This is a genomic window from Salinirubellus salinus (assembly GCF_025231485.1).
Classification (GTDB): Archaea; Halobacteriota; Halobacteria; order Halobacteriales; family Haloarculaceae; genus Salinirubellus; species Salinirubellus salinus.
Genome location: NZ_CP104003.1, coordinates 2616544 through 2634475, shown reverse-complemented (window position 1 = coordinate 2634475; position 17932 = coordinate 2616544). Strand labels below are relative to the sequence as shown.

23 protein-coding genes are annotated in these 17932 nt (G+C 69.1%); 15 read left to right on the top strand and 8 right to left on the bottom strand.

Annotated elements, in window-relative coordinates:
• The first annotated feature begins 19 nt into the window (after positions 1-19).
• Together N0B31_RS14030 and N0B31_RS14025 are read left to right on the top strand one after the other, a co-directional pair.
• Complete coding sequence (locus tag N0B31_RS14030) at positions 20-1063, top strand: zinc-dependent alcohol dehydrogenase family protein (protein WP_260592250.1); 1044 nt, start codon at positions 20-22, stop codon at positions 1061-1063.
• Positions 1064-1067: 4 nt separating this feature from the next.
• Complete coding sequence (locus tag N0B31_RS14025) at positions 1068-2351, top strand: MFS transporter (protein ID WP_260592249.1); 1284 nt, start codon at positions 1068-1070, stop codon at positions 2349-2351.
• Here the strand turns inward: N0B31_RS14025 and N0B31_RS14020 are convergent.
• A complete protein-coding gene (locus tag N0B31_RS14020; RefSeq protein WP_260592248.1) occupies positions 2300-2941 on the bottom strand; it encodes a class I SAM-dependent methyltransferase in 642 nt (213 codons plus the stop codon). The two genes, N0B31_RS14025 and N0B31_RS14020, sit on opposite strands and share 52 nt — an antisense overlap.
• A gap of 160 nt (positions 2942-3101) precedes the next feature.
• On the opposite strand from N0B31_RS14020, the gene N0B31_RS14015 reads away from it, so the two are divergent.
• Together N0B31_RS14015 and lipP1 are read left to right on the top strand one after the other, a co-directional pair.
• Positions 3102-3251 carry a hypothetical protein gene (locus N0B31_RS14015; RefSeq protein WP_260592247.1) on the top strand — a complete coding sequence of 50 codons (150 nt, stop codon included), beginning with the start codon at positions 3102-3104 and terminating at the stop codon, positions 3249-3251.
• A gap of 133 nt (positions 3252-3384) precedes the next feature.
• Positions 3385-4347 carry a LipP1 family hormone-sensitive lipase gene (lipP1, locus tag N0B31_RS14010; RefSeq protein WP_260592246.1) on the top strand — a complete coding sequence of 321 codons (963 nt, stop codon included), beginning with the start codon at positions 3385-3387 and terminating at the stop codon, positions 4345-4347.
• 9 nt (positions 4348-4356) lie between these two features.
• On the opposite strand, the gene N0B31_RS14005 is transcribed toward lipP1, so the two are convergent.
• Positions 4357-5193 (bottom strand): S26 family signal peptidase, encoded by an 837-nt coding sequence (locus tag N0B31_RS14005; protein ID WP_260592245.1) that lies wholly within the window; start codon positions 5191-5193, stop codon positions 4357-4359.
• A 91-nt stretch (positions 5194-5284) separates the two neighbouring features.
• Between N0B31_RS14005 and N0B31_RS14000 the strand changes: the two genes are divergently transcribed.
• Positions 5285-6946, top strand: a complete 1662-nt coding sequence (locus N0B31_RS14000) for a DNA-directed DNA polymerase II small subunit (RefSeq protein WP_260592244.1) — start codon at positions 5285-5287, stop codon at positions 6944-6946.
• 189 nt (positions 6947-7135) lie between these two features.
• Here the strand turns inward: N0B31_RS14000 and N0B31_RS13995 are convergent, their stop codons facing one another.
• On the bottom strand, positions 7136-7393 hold the full coding sequence (locus N0B31_RS13995) for a hypothetical protein (protein WP_260592243.1): 258 nt from the start codon (positions 7391-7393) through the stop codon (positions 7136-7138).
• Positions 7394-7476: 83 nt separating this feature from the next.
• Between N0B31_RS13995 and N0B31_RS13990 the strand changes: the two genes are divergently transcribed.
• The gene (locus N0B31_RS13990) at positions 7477-9117 is read left to right on the top strand and encodes an acetate--CoA ligase (protein ID WP_260592242.1); all 1641 of its coding nucleotides are present in this window, start codon (positions 7477-7479) and stop codon (positions 9115-9117) included.
• Here N0B31_RS13990 and N0B31_RS13985 read toward each other — a convergent pair.
• The 3 genes from N0B31_RS13985 to N0B31_RS13975 form a co-directional block, all read right to left on the bottom strand.
• A complete protein-coding gene (locus N0B31_RS13985; RefSeq protein ID WP_260592241.1) occupies positions 9095-9973 on the bottom strand; it encodes a DUF7537 family lipoprotein in 879 nt (292 codons plus the stop codon). The genes N0B31_RS13990 and N0B31_RS13985 overlap by 23 nt on opposite strands.
• A gap of 114 nt (positions 9974-10087) precedes the next feature.
• Complete coding sequence (locus tag N0B31_RS13980) at positions 10088-11230, bottom strand: branched-chain amino acid ABC transporter permease (RefSeq protein WP_260592240.1); 1143 nt, start codon at positions 11228-11230, stop codon at positions 10088-10090.
• Positions 11231-11233: 3 nt separating this feature from the next.
• A complete protein-coding gene (locus N0B31_RS13975; RefSeq protein ID WP_260592239.1) occupies positions 11234-12580 on the bottom strand; it encodes an ABC transporter substrate-binding protein in 1347 nt (448 codons plus the stop codon).
• A gap of 142 nt (positions 12581-12722) precedes the next feature.
• Between N0B31_RS13975 and N0B31_RS13970 the strand changes: the two genes are divergently transcribed.
• The 4 genes from N0B31_RS13970 to N0B31_RS13955 are packed head-to-tail and all read left to right on the top strand — an operon-like array spanning position 12723 to position 15726.
• Entirely contained in the window at positions 12723-13601 is an 879-nt protein-coding gene (locus tag N0B31_RS13970; protein WP_260592238.1) for a branched-chain amino acid ABC transporter permease, read from the top strand.
• A complete protein-coding gene (locus N0B31_RS13965; protein WP_260592237.1) occupies positions 13598-14392 on the top strand; it encodes an ABC transporter ATP-binding protein in 795 nt (264 codons plus the stop codon). Before N0B31_RS13970 ends, N0B31_RS13965 begins: the two co-directional genes overlap by 4 nt.
• Positions 14389-15135: an ABC transporter ATP-binding protein gene (locus N0B31_RS13960; RefSeq protein ID WP_260592236.1), complete on the top strand. Its 747-nt coding sequence runs from the start codon at positions 14389-14391 to the stop codon at positions 15133-15135. Before N0B31_RS13965 ends, N0B31_RS13960 begins: the two co-directional genes overlap by 4 nt.
• Positions 15136-15192: 57 nt before the next feature.
• Positions 15193-15726 carry an SRPBCC family protein gene (locus N0B31_RS13955; protein WP_260592235.1) on the top strand — a complete coding sequence of 178 codons (534 nt, stop codon included), beginning with the start codon at positions 15193-15195 and terminating at the stop codon, positions 15724-15726.
• Here the strand turns inward: N0B31_RS13955 and N0B31_RS13950 are convergent.
• Entirely contained in the window at positions 15723-16187 is a 465-nt protein-coding gene (locus tag N0B31_RS13950; protein WP_260592234.1) for a pyridoxamine 5'-phosphate oxidase family protein, read from the bottom strand. The two genes, N0B31_RS13955 and N0B31_RS13950, sit on opposite strands and share 4 nt — an antisense overlap.
• Before the next feature lie 141 nt (positions 16188-16328).
• On the opposite strand from N0B31_RS13950, the gene N0B31_RS13945 reads away from it, so the two are divergent.
• From N0B31_RS13945 to N0B31_RS13930, 4 genes are all read left to right on the top strand, one after another.
• The gene (locus N0B31_RS13945; protein WP_260592233.1) at positions 16329-16526 is read left to right on the top strand and encodes a hypothetical protein; all 198 of its coding nucleotides are present in this window, start codon (positions 16329-16331) and stop codon (positions 16524-16526) included.
• Positions 16523-16660, top strand: coding sequence for a hypothetical protein (locus N0B31_RS13940; RefSeq protein ID WP_260592232.1), 138 nt, complete (start codon positions 16523-16525; stop codon positions 16658-16660). The genes N0B31_RS13945 and N0B31_RS13940 overlap by 4 nt, the downstream gene beginning before the upstream one ends.
• A gap of 67 nt (positions 16661-16727) precedes the next feature.
• The gene (locus tag N0B31_RS13935; RefSeq protein WP_260592231.1) at positions 16728-16871 is read left to right on the top strand and encodes a hypothetical protein; all 144 of its coding nucleotides are present in this window, start codon (positions 16728-16730) and stop codon (positions 16869-16871) included.
• A gap of 45 nt (positions 16872-16916) precedes the next feature.
• Positions 16917-17126 carry a DUF8149 family protein gene (locus tag N0B31_RS13930; protein ID WP_260592230.1) on the top strand — a complete coding sequence of 70 codons (210 nt, stop codon included), beginning with the start codon at positions 16917-16919 and terminating at the stop codon, positions 17124-17126.
• A 6-nt stretch (positions 17127-17132) separates the two neighbouring features.
• On the opposite strand, the gene N0B31_RS13925 is transcribed toward N0B31_RS13930, so the two are convergent.
• Entirely contained in the window at positions 17133-17576 is a 444-nt protein-coding gene (locus tag N0B31_RS13925) for a peroxiredoxin (protein ID WP_260592229.1), read from the bottom strand.
• Between the two features lie 153 nt (positions 17577-17729).
• On the opposite strand from N0B31_RS13925, the gene N0B31_RS13920 reads away from it, so the two are divergent.
• Complete coding sequence (locus N0B31_RS13920; RefSeq protein ID WP_260592228.1) at positions 17730-17873, top strand: hypothetical protein; 144 nt, start codon at positions 17730-17732, stop codon at positions 17871-17873.
• The last annotated feature ends 59 nt before the right edge of the window (positions 17874-17932 follow it).

Here is a 17932-nt window from a genome sequence, read left to right as displayed (position 1 = left end):
ACCACGAGTCCACCCGGGTATGCGCGCTGCCGTCTACCACGCTCCCGGCGACATCCGTGTCGAGGAGGTCCCGAAGCCCGAACTCGAATCCCCGACGGACGCCATCGTCCGCGTGACCCACACCGCCGTCTGCGGGTCGGACCTCTGGTTCTACCGCGGGCAGAGCGACCGCGAGTCGCCCTCGCGGGTCGGCCACGAACCGATGGGCGTCGTCGAGGCGGTGGGCGACGCCGTCCGCTCGGTCGAACCGGGCGACCGGGTGTTCGCCCCGTTCGTCGTCTCCTGCGGCCAGTGTGAGTTCTGTCGCAAGGGGCTGCACACCTCGTGTGTGGACGGCGACTCGTGGAGCGGCGAGAACGGCGGCGCACAGGGCGAGTACGTCCGCGCACCGCACGCCGACGGCACGCTCGTCCGGATGCCCGACCGGTACGCCGACGACGAGGACGTCCTGCGCTCTATCCTCCCCCTGACGGACGTGATGGGGACGGGCCACCACGCGGCCGTCTCGGCGGGCGTCGAGGCGGGGTCGACCTGCGTCGTCGTCGGCGACGGCGCCGTCGGCCTGTGTGGGGTCGCGGCGGCCCGACGGCTCGGGGCCGAGCGCATCGTCGCCGCGGGCCACCACGAGGACCGACTGGAGATGGCCGAGGCGATGGGCGCCACCGACACGGTGAGTGCCCGCGGCGAGGACGCCATCGAGGAGATACGCGACCTCACGAACGGCGGGGCGAACCACGTCCTCGAGTGCGTCGGTGCCGCGTCGTCGATGGAGACGGCCGTCGAGGTCGCGCGGCCGGGCGGCACCGTCGGCTACGTCGGCGTGCCCCACGGCCTCGACGGTGGCCTCGACCTCTACGACTTCTTCGGCAAGAACGTCTCGCTGGCCGGCGGTGTCGCTCCCGTCCGTGCCTACGCCGACGACCTGCTGGCCGACGTGCTGCAGGGGACCCTGGACCCGTCGCCCGTCTTCACGAAGACGGTGGACCTCGACGGGGTCCCCGAGGGGTACGCCGCGATGGACGAACGCGAGGCCGTGAAGGTGCTCGTCGAGGTGGACGCCTGAGGCCGTGCGAGAGGCGAGCGACACGGACCCCGCACTCCGGCCGGCGGCCTCCGCCCTCCTCGGGCTCGGGAGCCTCGCGTACTTCCTGTTCCTGTTCGTCTGGTTCCTCCTCCCGGCGTTCCTCACGCCCGTCATCGAGCAACTCGGGCTGTCGAACACGCAGGCGGGGCTGGTCTCGGGGGGCGTGCAGGCCACGTACGTCCCGCTCGCGCTCGTCAGCGGTCTCGTCGTCGACCGGGTGGGTGCGAGCCGGGCGCTCGGCGGCGGGCTCGTGATTCTCGGGGCCGCCCACGCGCTCCGCGGCGTCGCCCCGGGCTTCCCCGCCCTCCTCGGGGCCACACTCCTCCTCGGCGTCGGCGGCACCGCCATCACGTTCGGACTCCCCAAACTCGTCGCCGACCTCTTCCCGCCGGACCGGACCGGGACCGCCTCCTCGGTGTACCTCGTCGCCGCGTCGCTCGGGACGGCCGTCGCCTTCGCGCTCGGTCGGCCCTACCTCGAACCGCTGCTCGGCGGGTGGCGCCCCGTCTTCGTCTGGAGCGGCGTCCTCGTCGTCGCCTACGGACTGCTCTGGCTGGTCGTCTCCCACCTGCTCTGGTCCCGGACCGACCACTTCGGGAGCGACGACGTCGGCGGGTTCACCCTCGGGTCGGCCCGCGAGGACGTCCGGACCGTGCTCTCGCACCCACAGCTCCGGTTGCTCGTCGTCGTCGGGTCGATGCACCTGTTCCTCTCGCACGGCACGCAGACGTGGCTCGCGGCGTCGCTGGAGTCGGCCGGCGTCGCCGCGGGGCTGGCGGCCACCGTCGCCACCGTCTTCGTCCTCGCGCGGACGACCGGCACGCTCTCGGTCCCCGCCATCTCCGACCGCATCGGCCTCCGGCGGCCCGCCATCGTCGGCTGTGGCGTCCTCGCGGGCGTCGGCCTGACGGGCCTCGTCGTGTCCGGGCAGGTCTCCCTCCTCGTCGGCGCGGTGCTCGTCGCCGGGCTCGGCCTCGGCGGCGTGGCGCCGCTCGTCCGCTCGGTCCCCATCGAACTCGACGGCATCGGGCCGCGGCTGACCGCCACGGCAAACGGCTTCGTCTTCACCGTCGGCGAGGTGGGCGGGTTCGCCGGCCCGTTCCTCGTCGGGAGCCTGCGAGACACGACGGGGTCGTTCGCCCCCGGCTTCGGCCTGCTCGCCGCGGGGGGCCTCGTCGTCGTCGTCGCGGGCTACCTGATGGTGGAACCGGCCGACTACTCGGACGACGAGTCGGCGTCCGGAACCGAGTCCGGCACCTCGGGGTAGGACTGGCGCTGGCCGTGGGTCTTCCGCGCGACGACGCGGCCCACCGCCGAACGCCGGCCGTCGTCCCGTCGCTCGGTCCGCGTCTCGAAGTGGAGCACCGTCAGCGAGAGCGCCCCGTGGAGCAGTTCGTTCGCACCGAAGCGGTAGCGCTCGCCCACGGGGCCGACAGCCACCTCGTCGGTCGTCCGCAGGTGGTGCTCGACGAACAGGACGCCACCGGGCCGCAGCGCCTCCATCACGTCCGGCAGGCGGTCGACGACCCGGAAGAAGGAGACGGTGATCAGGTCGTACGCCTCGGCGGCGAACGTGTGCTCCCCGAGGTCGGTCTGCACCCACGCACAGCGGTCCTCGACGCCCCGCTCGGTCGCCCGCTCGCGGGCGAGGCGGAGCCCCTCGATGGAGCGGTCGAGCCCCACCACGTCGTGGCCGTGCTCGGCGAGGTAGACGGCGTTCCGGCCGGTGCCCGTGGCGACGTCGAGTGCGCGACCGCCATCGAGGGTGGCGACGAACCGCTTCAGCAGGGGCGACGGCTCGGCGTTCACGGGGTACTCCCCCTCGCGGAACCGCTCGTCCCACGCCCAGTCTGTCATACCGGCCGTTGGGACGGCCCGATGAAAACTCCGCCCGTCGCCCCCGCCCGGCGGCGGACGGCCGGGCGACGGGGCGGCGGTGGGCCGGGGGATTCGATGTGAGGTGGTGGGCGATGATAGTTCATGAAGGTTTATGGTGCTGGGTCTCTCACGGTTAATCATGCGAGGGACCACCCCCGCCCCGATGGTGCCCGAGATGCCGAACAGCCGCGAGACAGAGTCCGAGACGGAGATCGCCTCCGACGGCGGCGCTCGCCGCGAACTCCCGGACCGCACCGTCGGCGCACCGCTCGTACCCGACTGCTCCTAGACCCTCGTTCTCGCGTCGTCGCCCGCCCCGGAGCGACAGCGCTGGCACTCCCCTCGCGTCTCACGACGCCGGGGGTCGCCGAGCCTCTCACCCACGGGCCTACGCTTATCCCTCCGGCACTGGAGGCCGAGGTATGCGAGCCGACAGACCCCACCCCGAGGCACGCGAACTCCTCCAGCAGATAGACGCACTCGGTGTCCTCCCACTCTCCCAGCACGGACCGCAGGCCGCCCGCGACCTGATGAAGAACTTCCGGATGGCCAGCGAGGAACCGGCCGTCGGCGACGTGACCAACCGCGCCGTCCCCGGCTACGAGGGCCGGGTCGGCGACCAGCGCGACGAGGTCCCCGTGCGCGTCTACACCCCCGAGGGGGAGGGACCGTTCCCCGTCGTCACGTTCTTCCACGGCGGCGGGTTCGTCATCATGGACCTCGAGAGCCACGACGCGCTCTGTCGGCACGTCGTCAGGGAGAGCGGCTGTGTCGTCGTCTCGGTGGACTACCGGCTCGCGCCGGAACACCCGTTCCCGGCCGCGGTGGAGGACGCCTACGCCGCCACCGAGTGGGTCGCCGAGAACCCCGAGGAGGTGGACGGTGACGGGACCCTCGCCGTGATGGGCGACAGCGCCGGCGGCAACCTCGCGGCCGCGGTGACGCTCATGGCACGGGACCGCGACGGCCCGGCCATCGACCACCAGGTGCTGGTCTACCCGGCCGTCGACCCGCGCGAGGACCGCCCCTCGTGGGAGCAGAACGAGGAGGGGTACTTCCTCGTCGCCGAGGACATGAAGTGGTTCGCCGACTGCTACTTCGGGAGCGACGTCCACGAGCCGAACCCGTACGCCTTCCCGTTGCAGGCCGACAACCACGCGGACCTGCCGCCAGCGACGGTGCTCACGGCCGGGTTCGACCCGCTCCGGGACGAGGGTATCGCGTACGCCGAGGCGCTCGCGGCCGACGGCGTCCCGGTCGAGCACTACAACTACGAGGACATGATCCACGGGTTCATCACGATGCTCGCGCCGCCGGCGGACCTGACGGTGGCACACGAGGCGGTCGAGACCATCGGTGTGGACCTGCGCGACGCGCTGCAGTAGCGCGAGGAGTCAGACTGCGGCTGTCGGGTCGGCCGCCGTCGCGTTCGAGGCAGTCGCGTCCGGACCGTCGTGCGGGCCGGTCGGTGCCCCGACCGCGGGTTCGACCGCCCACGGCGTCGGCGCGTCGACGGTGCCCGAGGCCCACAGCCGGATGTTCCCGAGCAGCGGGATGCGGAACTCGGCGGTGCCGACGACCCACGCGGGACGGACGGGTGCGCTCAGCCCGCTCACCTGGTCGTAGTGCCGGTTCGTGTTCACGTTGTCACCCTTCGTGATGAAGCCGCCGTGGGGGGCCGGACAGAAGTCCAGCTCGCCACAGTCGTCCGCACCTCCGACCGCCCGCGGGTCGACGGCGACGGCCTTGTCGTACCAGTTCTCGCTGGCGTTGACGTAGAACATCGCCCGGTGGATGATGGGTGTGGTCGCGGCGTTCCCGTCCGGCTGGTAGACGATGACGTCACCACCCTGGGCGAACTTCGTGTAGCCCGTCTCCTGTCCGGTCCGGTAGGTGACGACGCCGGTCTCGGCGTACGCCGACCCGGGCGCGAGGCGGTGTTCCTCCATCACGAACACGAGGTCGCCGGTCTTCATGTTCGGCTCCATGCTCGGCGACTCGATGGCCACCATCGGCGGCCAGAGCCCGCTGACCGCGAACAGGAGGAGCCCCACCAGTAGGACGGCACCGACGCTCGTGAGGATCTCGCGGACGTAGCTGACGGCACCGTGGTCGGTCCGCCAGAACCACTGGAGCCAGGCGACCGGAGACCCCGGCTCCTCGGGCCCGAAGGCGGAGGGTTCGCCGGAACCGGGTCGGGGACGCTCCGGTTCCGGGTCGGACTCACTCATCACCTCGACATTCGCCGGCGCGCGTTTCAACGTTCTGACTCGCCCGGCGTCGCTCCGCTACGTTTTTGTCCGGGTACGCCCACCCGACGGTGTGCCACTGGAGGAGGCCGCGACGGTCGCCCGCCGCCTCGCGAGTCTCGGCTTCAACGCCGAGCGCGAGGCGGTGACGCTGCTCGCCCGCGCGTCGGAGACCGAGGCCGCCCTCCTCGCCGTCGTCGAGTCGGTGCCCGAGGACGCGGTGAAGATCACCGCCGACCACGTCCGGCGCGTCCTCGACGACGACCCCGTCCCCGACCCGCCCGCCGTCGGAAACGACGATACCTCTGTTTCGACTGGAACCGAAAACACGCAAGAATCATATACTGCAACGGAATCCGCAGCAGAAACGGAGGGGTCTGTGGACCGTTCGTCGGACGGTCCCACGGACGCCGCGCCGACCCCCGACCCGAGCGCCACGGCCGAGACGACCGGGACCACGGGCGCCACGAACGGCGGGGCGGCCGCCGCCGAGTCGGTCCGGAACACCGACCGCTCGAAGCGCTCGGTCGAGGTCGCCGGCGACATGACCGGCCGCTCGACCGGGACCGGCGAGTACAAGGACTTCGTCGCCACGTTCCGCGACCGCTACGAGCGGCTCTCCGGGACGCTCAAGGGGCGCGTGAAACACCGGCCCGCCCGCTCGCTCCAGCAGGACCCCGGCGGCACCGACGCCGGGATGGTCGGGATGGTCGCCGACATCTCCTCGACCTCGGGCGGGCACTGGATCATCGACCTCGAGGACACGACCGGCGTGTTCCCCTGTCTGGTGATGAAGGACAAGCCCGCGGCCGAACTCGTCGACGAGATACTGCTCGACGAGGTCATCGCCGTCTCCGGGAGCCTCTCGGAGAAGTCCGGCGACGACCGGGGCATCCTGTTCGTCGACGCCATCCACTTCCCCGACGTCCCTCACACGTTCCAGCCGAAGACCGCCGACCGACACGTCCGCGCGGCGCTCATATCGGACGTCCACGTCGGCTCACAGGAGTTCATGGCCGACGCGTGGGAGCGCTTCGCCGACTGGCTCCACACCGAGGACGCCGCCGAGGTCGAGTACCTCCTCATCGCCGGCGACATGGTCGAGGGCATCGGCGTCTACCCGAACCAGGACGAGGAACTGGACGTCATCGACATCTACGACCAGTACGAACTGTTCGCGGAGCACCTGAAGTCGGTCCCCGGTGACGTGGAGATCGTGATGATCCCGGGGAACCACGACGCCGTCCGGCTCGCCGAACCCCAGCCCGCCTTCGACGAGGAGTTGCGGGACATCATGTCCGCCCACGACGCCCGCATCGTCTCGAACCCCTCCACCGTCACCGTCGAGGGCGTCTCGGTCCACATGTACCACGGCGTCTCGCTCGACGAGGTCATCGCCGAACTCCCAGCCGAGAAGGCCTCCTACGACGAACCGCACAAGGCGATGTACCAGCTCCTGAAGAAGCGCCACGTCGCCCCCCAGTTCGGCGGGCGGACCCGCCTCGCGCCGGAGGAACGCGACTACCTCGTGATGGAGGAGGTGCCCGCCATCTTCCACACCGGCCACGTCCACAAACTCGGCTACGGGAAGTACCGGAACGTCCTCGCCGTCAACTCGGGCTGTTGGCAGGAACAGACCGGCTTCCAGCAGTCCGTCGGTATCGAACCGGACCACGCGTACGCGCCGGTCGTCGACCTCGACACCCTCGATCTGACCGTCTACAACTTCAACTGACCAAACTTTTGCACGCTCGTGGGGCGCGACGGAGTCGCGCCCGACTCGCGGCAAAACTTTGGATTCAAAAGGGCGCGGCATCGGGGCCTTCGGCCCCTCTGCCGCGGGTGGGTGTGCTAGCCCCACTGCCCCGCCCCGCTCAGCCTCCGCGACCGCACCGCCCCGCACCGCTCCACCTCCGCCACCGCACTACCACGCGTCCGGCACCCGCAGGTACCCCCGGCTCGAGAGGGTCCCGATGACCCCGACCGTCACGGCCGTCGAGACGACGAGCGCGAGCACCAGCCCCGGCCAGCAGAAGAACAGCCCTCGGCAGACCGCCGCCTGCAGCCACCCGGGGAGCAGCGTGAGCGCGTAGAACGACCCGACGAACGCCACGCCGACGAGGACGTACGTTCCCACCGTCGTGAGGAGGACCAGCAGGACATCGCGGAGTGCGCCGGCCATACCCGTCACTCGGCGTCGCCGTCGGTACGTCTCTTGTGGGCCTGCCCCCTACGCTCTTGTCGGGGGGCGTCGAACGGCGTGCCATGACCTACCACGTCACGCTCGACGGCGAGACGTACGAGGACGCCCGCGAGTCCTTCGAGTGGGACGTCCCCGACGACTACAACGCGGCCCACGACCTCGTCGGGAAACACGACGACCCGAAGGCCCGCATCGCGCTGTTCCAGGCGTACCCCGACGGCCGACGCGAGACGTACACCTTCCACGACCTCGACCGGCTCTCGGACCGTGTGGCGGCTGGCCTCGCGGCCCTCGGTGTCGAGGAGGGCGACCGCGTGGGCGTCGTCCTCCCGCAGAAACCCGCGAACCCGCTGACCCACCTCGCCTGCTGGAAACTCGGTGCCGTCTCCATCCCCCTCTCCGTGTTGTTCGGTCCGGACGGCCTCTCCTACCGGCTGGACGACGCCGACGCGAAGGTGGCCGTCGTCGACGAGGCCGTCCTCGGCGCCGTCGACGAGGCCCGCGAGGCGTGTCCCGCGCTCGAACACGTCGTCGCCGTGGACGCCGACGAGGGGGCCGGCGACCACCCGTTCACCTCCCTCCGCGAGCACGACGGCAGCTACGACCGGGCCGAGACCGGCCCGGACACGCCCGCCACCGTCCTCTACACCTCCGGATCGACCGGACCCCCGAAAGGCGTCCTCCACGGCCACGCGCTCTGGCTGGGCCACTGTCCGGCGTTCCAGATGTACTTCGAGCGCGACCTCTCGGCGTCGGTCTGCTGGACGCCCGCCGACTGGGCGTGGATCGGTGCGCTCGGCGACCTCCTGTTCCCGGCGTGGCACTACGGCCGGCCCGTCCTCGGCTACCCGATGGCCGGGTTCGACTCGGGGACGGCCTACTCCCTGCTGGCGGAGTTCGGCGTCACCGACGCGTTCCTCCCGCCGACGGCCATCCGGATGCTGATGGACGTCGACCGGCCCACCGAGCGGTACGACCTCGACCTGAAGGCCGTCTGCTCGGGTGGCGAACCGCTCACCCCCGAGATTCTGGACTGGGCGGCCGACGAACTCGACGGGGTGGCGGTGAACGAACTCTACGGGCAGACCGAGGCGAACCTGCTGGTGACGAACTGCCGACAGTGGTTCCCCGCGCAGGCCGGGTCGATGGGCAAGCCCGTGCCGGGTCACGACGTGGCGGTGGTGGACCCAGAGACGGGCGCCGTCCGCGAGACGGGCGAGGTGGGCGAGATCGCCGTCAGCCGTGGCGACGACCCCGTCGTCTTCCAGGAGTACCTGAACAAGCCCGAGAAGACGGCGGCGGCGCGACTCGAGGCGGCCGATGGACGAGGCGACTGGCACCTCACCGGCGACCTCGGCCGGCAGGACGAGGACGGCTACCTCTGGTTCAAGGCGCGCGACGACGACCTCATCGTCACCGCCGGCTACCGCGTCGGCCCCGGCGAGGTCGAGAGCGCCATCCTCGAGCACCCGAAGGTCGAACAGGTCGGGGTCGTCGGCGTCCCCGACGAGACCCGCGGCGAGGTGATCAAGGCCGTCGTCCAGCCGGTCGCGGGCGTCCCGGGCGACGACGCGCTCCGCGAGGAGCTCAAACAGCTCGTCCGTGACCGCCTCGCGAAACACGAGTACCCTCGTCTCGTCGAGTTCCGCGAGACGCTCCCGCAGACGACGACCGGGAAGATCAAGCGTCGGGAACTGCGCTGAGCACGCCGCCGTCGCGCCGGGTCAGCGTCGACGTGTCGGTCCCGTTCCGGAGTGCCGCCTCCGCCCGGCCGAGCCACGGGGGTTCGGGCACTGTCGTCTCGCCGACCCCCCGGTAGCTCGTGTGTGTGACGACCCGGACCTGCCGCCCCGACCGGACCACGTCGTACGACACCCGGTAGTCTCGGACCAGGCCCGTCTCGGTCACGTTCGCGACGAACGAGATGTTGCGCAGCGGCGGCACCGTCTGCGGGCTGGGGCTCGCCAGCCGGTAGACGCTCCGGCCGTCGACGGTCCGCTCGCCGGTCACCTCCGTGTCGATGAGGACGAACAGACGCGCGATACCGCGTTCGTTGGTGGCGTTCTCGGGGAACACCAGCGTCGGGGCGGACGCCGACCCGTCGCTCGAACGCAGGAGGTCGTAGCGCGTCTCGTTCCCCCGCGTGACGGCGACGAACACCCGCTCGCCGTCGGCGTAGCGTTCGATGCGGCTGGTCGCGTTCGCCCCGCCGCGCCGGTCGGTCTGTCGCAGGTCGTAGCGGAACCGCTCGCGACCAGTGGCGTACTGGAGGAGACTCGTATCGCGCTGGGAGAGCGTCCCGTTCACGTACCGGCTGTCGGTCCGATTCAGCGTGAACGAGCGGCCGGCGAGCGCGTCGGCGTGGGCCGCAGCGAGCCGACCGGCGTCGAACACGCCCCCGGTCCCGAGCCCCGGTGCCAGCGTGGTCGCACTCGGTGCTGGTGTCGCGGCCGGGACGGGGGCCGGCGTCACCGTCGTTGTCCTCGGGTCAGCCGTGGGGGCGCCGTAGCCACCACATCCGGCGAGGACGAGGACCAGTGTCACGACGAGCCAGCGCATACTCGCCGTTCGGGCGCGATGGACCTAACGGTACGGTACGGAGCGAGTCAGGCGACTCGGGAGCAGTAGAGGGTCGCAGGAGGAGACGAACGGAGGGAGGTGCGATGTGACCGCTCAGTCCGAACTCTCGACGGTCGGGTCGGCCTCCGGCACGGAATCCTCTCCCCCCCCGCCGAGAATCCGGTCTCGGACGCGGGTGAGGGCTCCGGCGACCCCGCCCTGTGCGAACAGGACGACGACGAGCAGGAGCGTCCCGAAGAGGAACTGCCAGTTGGCACCGAACCCGAGGGCGTCGATGGTCCACCGCAGGTACCTGAAGGTGAACGCGCCCAGCACGGGGCCGATGAAGTAGGTCGGCCCGCCGATGACGGTCATGATGACCGGCTCGGCGGAGAACGACCAGTAGGCCAGGTTCGGCAGCGCACCGCTCTGGATGACGGCGATCATCGACCCGGCGACGCCGGAGAACCCACCGCTGAGGATGAACGTCTTCCAGGAGTGACGGGTGACGTCGATACCGAGCGCCTCGGCCCTCCCCGGGTTCTCGCGGATGGCCTTGCAGGTCATCCCGAACGGGGAGTTGACGACGCGCCACATCGCGTACATCGTCAGCACGAACAGGATCAGGCTGACGAAGTAGACCGCGATGAAGTTGGTGATGTCGACGAGCTGGAAGGTGAATCCAAACAGGTCGATCTCACCCAGTGCGTTGAACGAGATGGTGAGCCCGTCGGAGCCGTTCGTCTCGACCAGCCCCGCCAGACCGCTCAGCCCGGCCGCCTCCGCGAGCTGCTGGAGGATGTCCTGGTTGAAGATCACGTAGATCGCCATGCTGAACGACAGCGTGATCATCGCGAAGTAGATCTCCGTGAGCTGGACGCTGAGGTAGCCGATTCCGACCGCCAGCAGCGTCGTGAAGAGCGTCCCGAGCAGGATGGCGACGACGAGCGTCGCCAGCACCTCGAGCCCGCCGAACGCACCCAGCCCGAGCTCCGGGCCGACCATCCTGAACACCTTCGCGACCACGTAGGCCGCCGTTGCGACGAACATCGCGTGGCCGAACGAGAGCAGCCCCGTATATCCGTACAGGAGGTTGAACGCCGTGGCGAACACGGCCAGCATCAGTATCTCAGCCAACAGCGCCGTCTGGAACGACCCGATGACGAACGGGGCGACGATCGCCAGCACAGCCAAGACTGCCAACACCACGTTCGTGCGTCCGCCCTCGAGCAGGCGTTCTCTGGCTCCGACACTCATCGCTTAGACGCCCGGCGGGAGATCGCTCCCCTCGAGCAGGTCGGTCGCGGTGCTCCGGTCTAGGGTGTACGTCTCGGTGTTCGTCAGACCGACGCCGTCGTAGGGGACGTCGTCGTCCCGGCTGGTCTCGCCGATGACCATCGGGGCGGTCGCCTGGTGGCTGTCCGCGTCCAACGTGATGGACCCTCGCGGGTCCTCCGCGAACGTGAGTCCCTCCATCTCGGAGATGACGTCGTCCGGGTTCGTGCTGCCGGCGGCCTCCATCGCCTGCTTGTAGATGAAGACGGCCGCCCACGTGCTCCCGCCGGTGAACGAGGGGATGCTGATGGTCTCGCTGTCGTCCTCGTAGGCGTCCGCGTACGCATCGAGGAACCGCTGGTTGTTCTCGTTGTCGTAGGCCGAGTGCCAGTACCAGCCCGAGTAGTGGAACCCCTCGGGCATCGTGTCACCGAGTGCGCTGAACACGGTCGGGTCGGCCCCGATGGTGTCGAACACGTCGTCGACCTGCTCGAACAGCCCCTGTTCCACGGCCTGCCCGACGAAGGTGGTGACGTCCCCCGCCCAGAAGGAGGTGAACACGATGTCCGGGTCCGCGTTGAGCACCTGGTTGATCTGCGGAGTCATGTCCGAGGCCCCGAGACTCGGGAACACGCTCTCGACGTACTCGTAGTCCGCGCCGAGCCCGTCGGAGTACGCCTTGAAGTAGTCCCACGTCTGGGTCCCGTAGGCGTAGTCGGGCCCGATGTTGGCCACACGGGTCGCGTCGAGGTTGTCCGCTGCCCACTTGGCTATCCCGTAGGTGGTGGTAGAGGTGTTGGCGTTCGTCCGGAACAGGTTGGGGATCCCGGCGGCGGTACCGTTCTCGTCCTCGTAGTAGTCGCCGTACGTGTCGACGTCGTGTTCCGTCGGGAACGGCGTCCCGATGTCGGTCAGTGTGAACGGCACGCCCAGTTGCTCGATGGTCGGCCCCGAGGCCAGCGTCACACCCGAGGAGGTCAGCCCGAGCATCGCGTCGACGTTCTCTTCCTGGACCAGACTGCGAATCTGCTGCTGGGGGTTCTGTCCGTGGTCACGGAACTGGATCTCGACCTCGCGGTCGAGGATTCCACCGTTCTCGTTGATGACGTCCACGGCGACCTCCGCGGCCGCCGCCGAGGCCGCCCCGAGCGCCTCCGCGACGCCGGAGAGGAGATAGACGCCGCCCAGCCTGATGGGACCTTCTCCACCGCTGCCCCCAGTGATACTGTCCAGACACCCCGCGAGTCCAGCGACCGACGCCGCCCCCGCACCAGCGAGGAAGCGTCGTCGGTTCGTTCCGCTGCTTCCCCGACTATTGTCATTGTTCGACATGGCTCGTTGGGTCCCAATGGGGGTCTTTGGCTTATATCTTCCCCAAGTATAACCGGCCTCAACTTTAATTCGAATCGAGGTGACCTGCAACTACGGCGCCCCCTCCGGAAGACTTAATCGGACCGTGTATGACCTGCACGGTATGGTAGACATTGGCCTGGTAGGGGACCAGATAGTGACTGGCCTCAGTATCGGGAGCCGCCTCTTCCTCGTGGCGGTTGGCCTGAGCCTGATCTTCGGGGTACTGGAGATTTTGAACTTCGCCCACGGGGCCCTGTTCATGATCGGGGCCTACGTCGGCATCGTGACGATAGAGAGTGCCGTCGGGAGCTTCTGGCTCGGCGTCATCCTCGCGGGACTGGCCGTGGGGGTGGTCGGCATCGCGCTGGAGGCGGGGTTCATCCGCCGGATATACGACCGACCGGAACTGGACCAACTCCTGTTGACGTTCGCGTTCGTGCTCATCCTGACCGACGTGATCAGAACCATCTTCGGTTCGGGATCGAGGTCGGTCGACGGGCCGGCGATACTCCAGTTCTCGCTCGACCTGCCCGCCGGCCTGTCCATCCCGGGCTACCGAGCGTTCGTCATCCTGATGTCCGTCCTCGTGCTCGCCGGACTGTTCGTCGTCCTCCGGACGACCAACATCGGTCGCGTCGTCCGTGCCACGTCCTCGGACCGTGACATGGCACAGCTGCTCGGCATCAACGTCCCGCGGCTCTACACCGGCGTCTTCTTCGTCGGCTGTGTGCTCGCGGGTATCGGTGGTGCACTAGCTGCCCCGCTCCAGTCGGTCTCCCCGGAGCTGGGTAACCAGGTCATCATCAACGCCTTCGTCGTCGTCGTCATCGGTGGGCTGGGCTCGTTCACCGGTGCGTTCGTGGGCGCGTACCTCATCGGCCTGCTCGTCGCGCTGGGGAGCCTAGTCATCGCCGGGGCCGGGGAGCTGTTCCCGTTCGTCGCGATGATTCTCGTGTTGCTGTTTCGTCCGGAGGGGCTCTTCGGGGGGGCGAACGCATGACGACCGTGCTCGAGACGAAGGAGCTCCGCCGGGAGTTCGGGCTCCTCGTCGCCAACGACGACGTCACCGTCTCCATCGACGACGACGAGATCACGAGCATCATCGGCCCGAACGGAGCCGGCAAGACCACGTTCTACACGATGTTGGCTGGTCAGCTGAAGCCCACCTCCGGGAGCATCCGACTCCGCCCGCGCGAGGGGGCCGACATCGAGACAGACGAGGACGGTCTCGTCGAGATAACGGGGAAGGAACCGTACATCATCAACCGACTCGGTCTCGCCCGTGCCTACCAGATCAACAACGTGTTCGACGGGCTGACGGTGCGGGACAACATCCGCATCGCCCGCATCTCGCGGGACGGCCGGACGAACGACCTCCGTGCCATCGCGACGGCGGACCCCGAGCTGAACGAAGGGGTCGACCGAATCATCGAACTCACGCGACTCGAGGAGTTCGCCGACAAGAAGTGCGATAATCTCTCGCACGGCGACAAGCGGAAGGTCGAGATCGCGCTGGCGCTGGCGACCGACCCCTCGGTCGTCCTGCTGGACGAGCCGACCGCCGGGATGAACGCCACGGAGACCCGGAAGATGGTCGACCTGGTGCGCGAGCTCGACAAGGAGACCGACACGACGTTCGTGCTCACCGAGCACGACATGGAGGTCGTCCTCGGCATCTCCGACCGCATCCTCGTCCTCGACGGCGGGTCCCTCATCGCCGAGGGGACCCCGGAAGAAGTGATGGCCAACGAACGCGTTCGCGAGGCGTACCTCGGGAGTGAAGCACAATGAGCGAACCCATACTCACGCTAGAGGACGTGAACTCCTACTACGGGAACAGCCACGTCGTCTTCGACCTGGATATCGAGATCGAACAGAACGAAGTCGTCGCCCTGCTCGGCCGGAACGGGGCGGGCAAGACAACCACCCTGCGTACCATCACCGGTACCGTCCCGCGGCGCGAGGGTACCATCGAGTTCCGCGGGGAGGACATCTCCTCGAGTTCCGTCGACGACATCTCCAAGAAGGGAATCAAACTCGTCCCGGAGGACCGCCGTATCTTCCCCACGCTGACCGTGATGGAGAACCTGCAGGTGGCTCACGACTCGGCCGTCGACCCGCGGCCGATCGAGGACATGTTCGAGGTGTTCCCGAAACTCGAGGAGCTGCAGGAGAACAAGGGCCGGAACCTCTCCGGTGGCGAGCAGCAGATGCTCTCCGTCTCGCGGGCGCTCGTCCAGAATCCCGACCTCCTGTTGCTCGACGAGCCGACCGAGGGGCTCGCGCCCGTCATCGTCGACGACCTCCGTGACGTGTTCGAGGAGGTCGTCAGCGAGGACGTGACCGTGCTCATCACCGAGCAGAACGTGGATTTCGCGCTCAACCTCTCCGAGCGCGCCTACATCATCGAGAAGGGCGCCAACGCGTGGGAGGGTACCATCGAGGAGTTAGAGGACAACGAGGAGCTCCTCGAGGAGTACCTCTCGGTCGGCGGCGAGAGCGGGCAGGGCGGGGAGCCCGCCAGCACAGATTAGTCGGCCAGCGACGCCCCCTGCTGAAGCTTTATCGACGTGCCGCACCTCCTCTCCGGTGTGGACGCTATCGAGGCCAGTACACACCTGTACGTGCCGCCGCGGGACGTGTACGAGTTCATCCAGGGGTACGAGGGGGCCAGCGAGTACTCGCCACACCTGGAGGGGGTCGAACAGACCGGGGACGGCGGGCCGGGCACCGTCTACCACATCACGCTCTCGTGGTGGAAGCTCTCGTGGACCTCCGCGTCGCGCGTGACCGCGGCCGAGCCGTACGAGCGCATCGAGTGGCGGACCACCGAGGACGTGCGGGCGAAGGGGTACTGGACGATGGCCGAACTCGCTCCCTCGGAGGTGCCCGCCGCCCACGAGGTCGGGACGGAACTCGGCCTGCGCGTGGAGTTCGACCCCACCTCCATCCGCGGCCACCGCGTCACCCGCGTGTTACCGCTCGGGCGGTTGCTGGAGCGGATCCGCCCCGTCGTCGTCCGCGAGTGTGAGGCGTTGCTGTCGGGCGTCGCCAACGAACTGGAGGGCGCACACCGGGAGGTGGGCTACACCGTCCACCGGATGCCGTCGTCGCTGCCGCTCTAGTCGTCCGCCTCCGCGACGACGTCGGCCATCCGCTCGCCGAAGTCCCACGTGTAGGCCCGCTCGGGTTCGATGCGGAGGTGGACCTCCTCGCGCTCCGGCTGGAGGAGTCGCTGCCCGAGGCTGTGGTCGGTCCCGCCGAGGTACCGCTCCATCAGCTCACGCAGGAGTTCCTTGTCCTCGTCCGGCTCGAGGGTCACCTGCCCGGCACCGCGTACCCCGCAGTACGGCGGTTCGTTGTCCGACACCTCGAAGGCGACGCCCGGGTCCGCCCGGAGGTACCGGACCACGTCCGCGCTGGCGCCGGTCGCACAGTGGAGCGCCCCGTCTCGCAGGATGTACCAGAGCGAGAGCATCCACAGCCCGCCGTTCGGGGTCCGACAGGCGAGTCTGATCGGAATGCGACGCTCCGTGAGGTAGGCCTCGGTCTGGGCCGCCGTCCAGTCGCCGCTGACGGGGAACACGTCGTCTACTACGCCCGCGACCGGTTTAATACCGCGCGTCTCCCCCCTGCTCCGCCTCGTTCCCCACCGCTCGGCAGCCCTCGGTAGGTCCCTAGTGTCGACATAGCAACCCACCTATGGGGGCCCCGCCCAGCGAAGGACATGGCCGGGTTGACCGACCGGGACCTGCGGCGCATCAAGCGCTTCGTCGAGACGCCACCGCGACGGCGGACCCCACACATCCTCACGCCGGACGAGGACGAGACGGAGGGTCGTCCCGCGGACGCGACGGGGGGCCCGGACCTCCCGTCCGAGGAGGGCGACGCCGACGCCGACGTGGACGTGGAGGCCGCCGGATGAACGAGGAGTTGCTGGACCGCCTCGCCGGCTCCGCCTGCCCGTTCTGCGAGGGGCCGGTGGCCGCCGGCGAGTACAAGGGGACCCGCGCGGCAGTCTGCGGGCGCTGTGGGACGCCGACCGCTCGCCTGTTCTGAACCGGGTCGTTCCCACGACCTGGGAACGGGCCGTATCCCCTTGAGGGGCCCCGCCGTACGGGGGTACATGACGACCGAACCGACGACGACGGCCGGCACCGACGACACGGACGGACTCCCGCTCGGCATCAAGCTCCTGATACTCGCGGCCGCCCTCGTCATCGCGTACGTGCTGTTCGTGGACATCCTCGGGTTCATCTCGCTGCTCTGAGCGCGGACCGCCGGGGCTAAGAGCCGCCGCCCGCTCTCGGCTGGTATGCCGACTGAGCAATCGGGCGTCCCCATCGTCTGCGAGGAGTGCGGTACCGAGGCCCGCGTGCCGCTCGACGAACTCGCCGAGCGCCTCGAGAAACACAACGAGACGCGTCACGACGGGGCGGAACACGCCCGCGTCGACCCCACGGTCGCCGACCGACTGGCCGACCTCGTCGCCGAGGACATGGGCCTCCTCGAGGACGACGCCTGAGCCCGCCTAGACGTACGCCTCGCGCGTCTCCTCCAGTACCTCACGAGCGTGCCCCGAGGGGTCCGCCAGTTCGGGGTCGTACGTCGCCACCACCTCGCCACCGTACAGGACGAACGTCAGCCGCGAGGTGTACCCCTCGCTGGTGTCGAGCCCGAACGCCGCGGCCACCTCGCCGTCCGTGTCGGCCAGCAGGTCGAACGAGAGCCCCTCCTCCTCGGCGAAGTCGGCGTGGGTCTCCACGTCGTCCATCGAGACGCCGTACACGTCGATGTCCGCGTCGCGGAACTCCGGCAGGGCGTCCTCGAACTCGTTGGCCTCGATGGTACACCCGCCGGTGAAGTCCTTGGGGTAGAAGTACACTACCGTCGGCTTCTCGAAGCCGGGTGTGACGGTCTCGCCGTGCTGGTTCTGTGCGCTGACCTCGGGTGCCGCGTCGCCTACGTCGAGCATACTCTCCCGTCGCCGGCCACCGGAATACCCGTTCGGGTCTCGGAACGTCTGACGTCCGGCAGACGCCGCCCGCCGAGGCCCACGCAGTCACCCGGTTTTCACTTTCGACCCGGTCCGGAGAGCTATTTGTGGGTGCCACTGCTCTCGTGGGGTATGATCCGACGGCTGAAACGGGTGCTCGCGGCCGACGACCCCCGCCCGTTCCGGGAGTGCCGGGACTGCGGGACGAACGTCGAGACGACCGCGGTCGGCTGTCCGGTCTGTGGCTCCGGCGAGATCGCCACGTACGAGGTGTGACCGTCGCGGCCGGTCGCGACCAGCGCCAAACTTATCATCGAGGCTGAATTTTCTCAGGC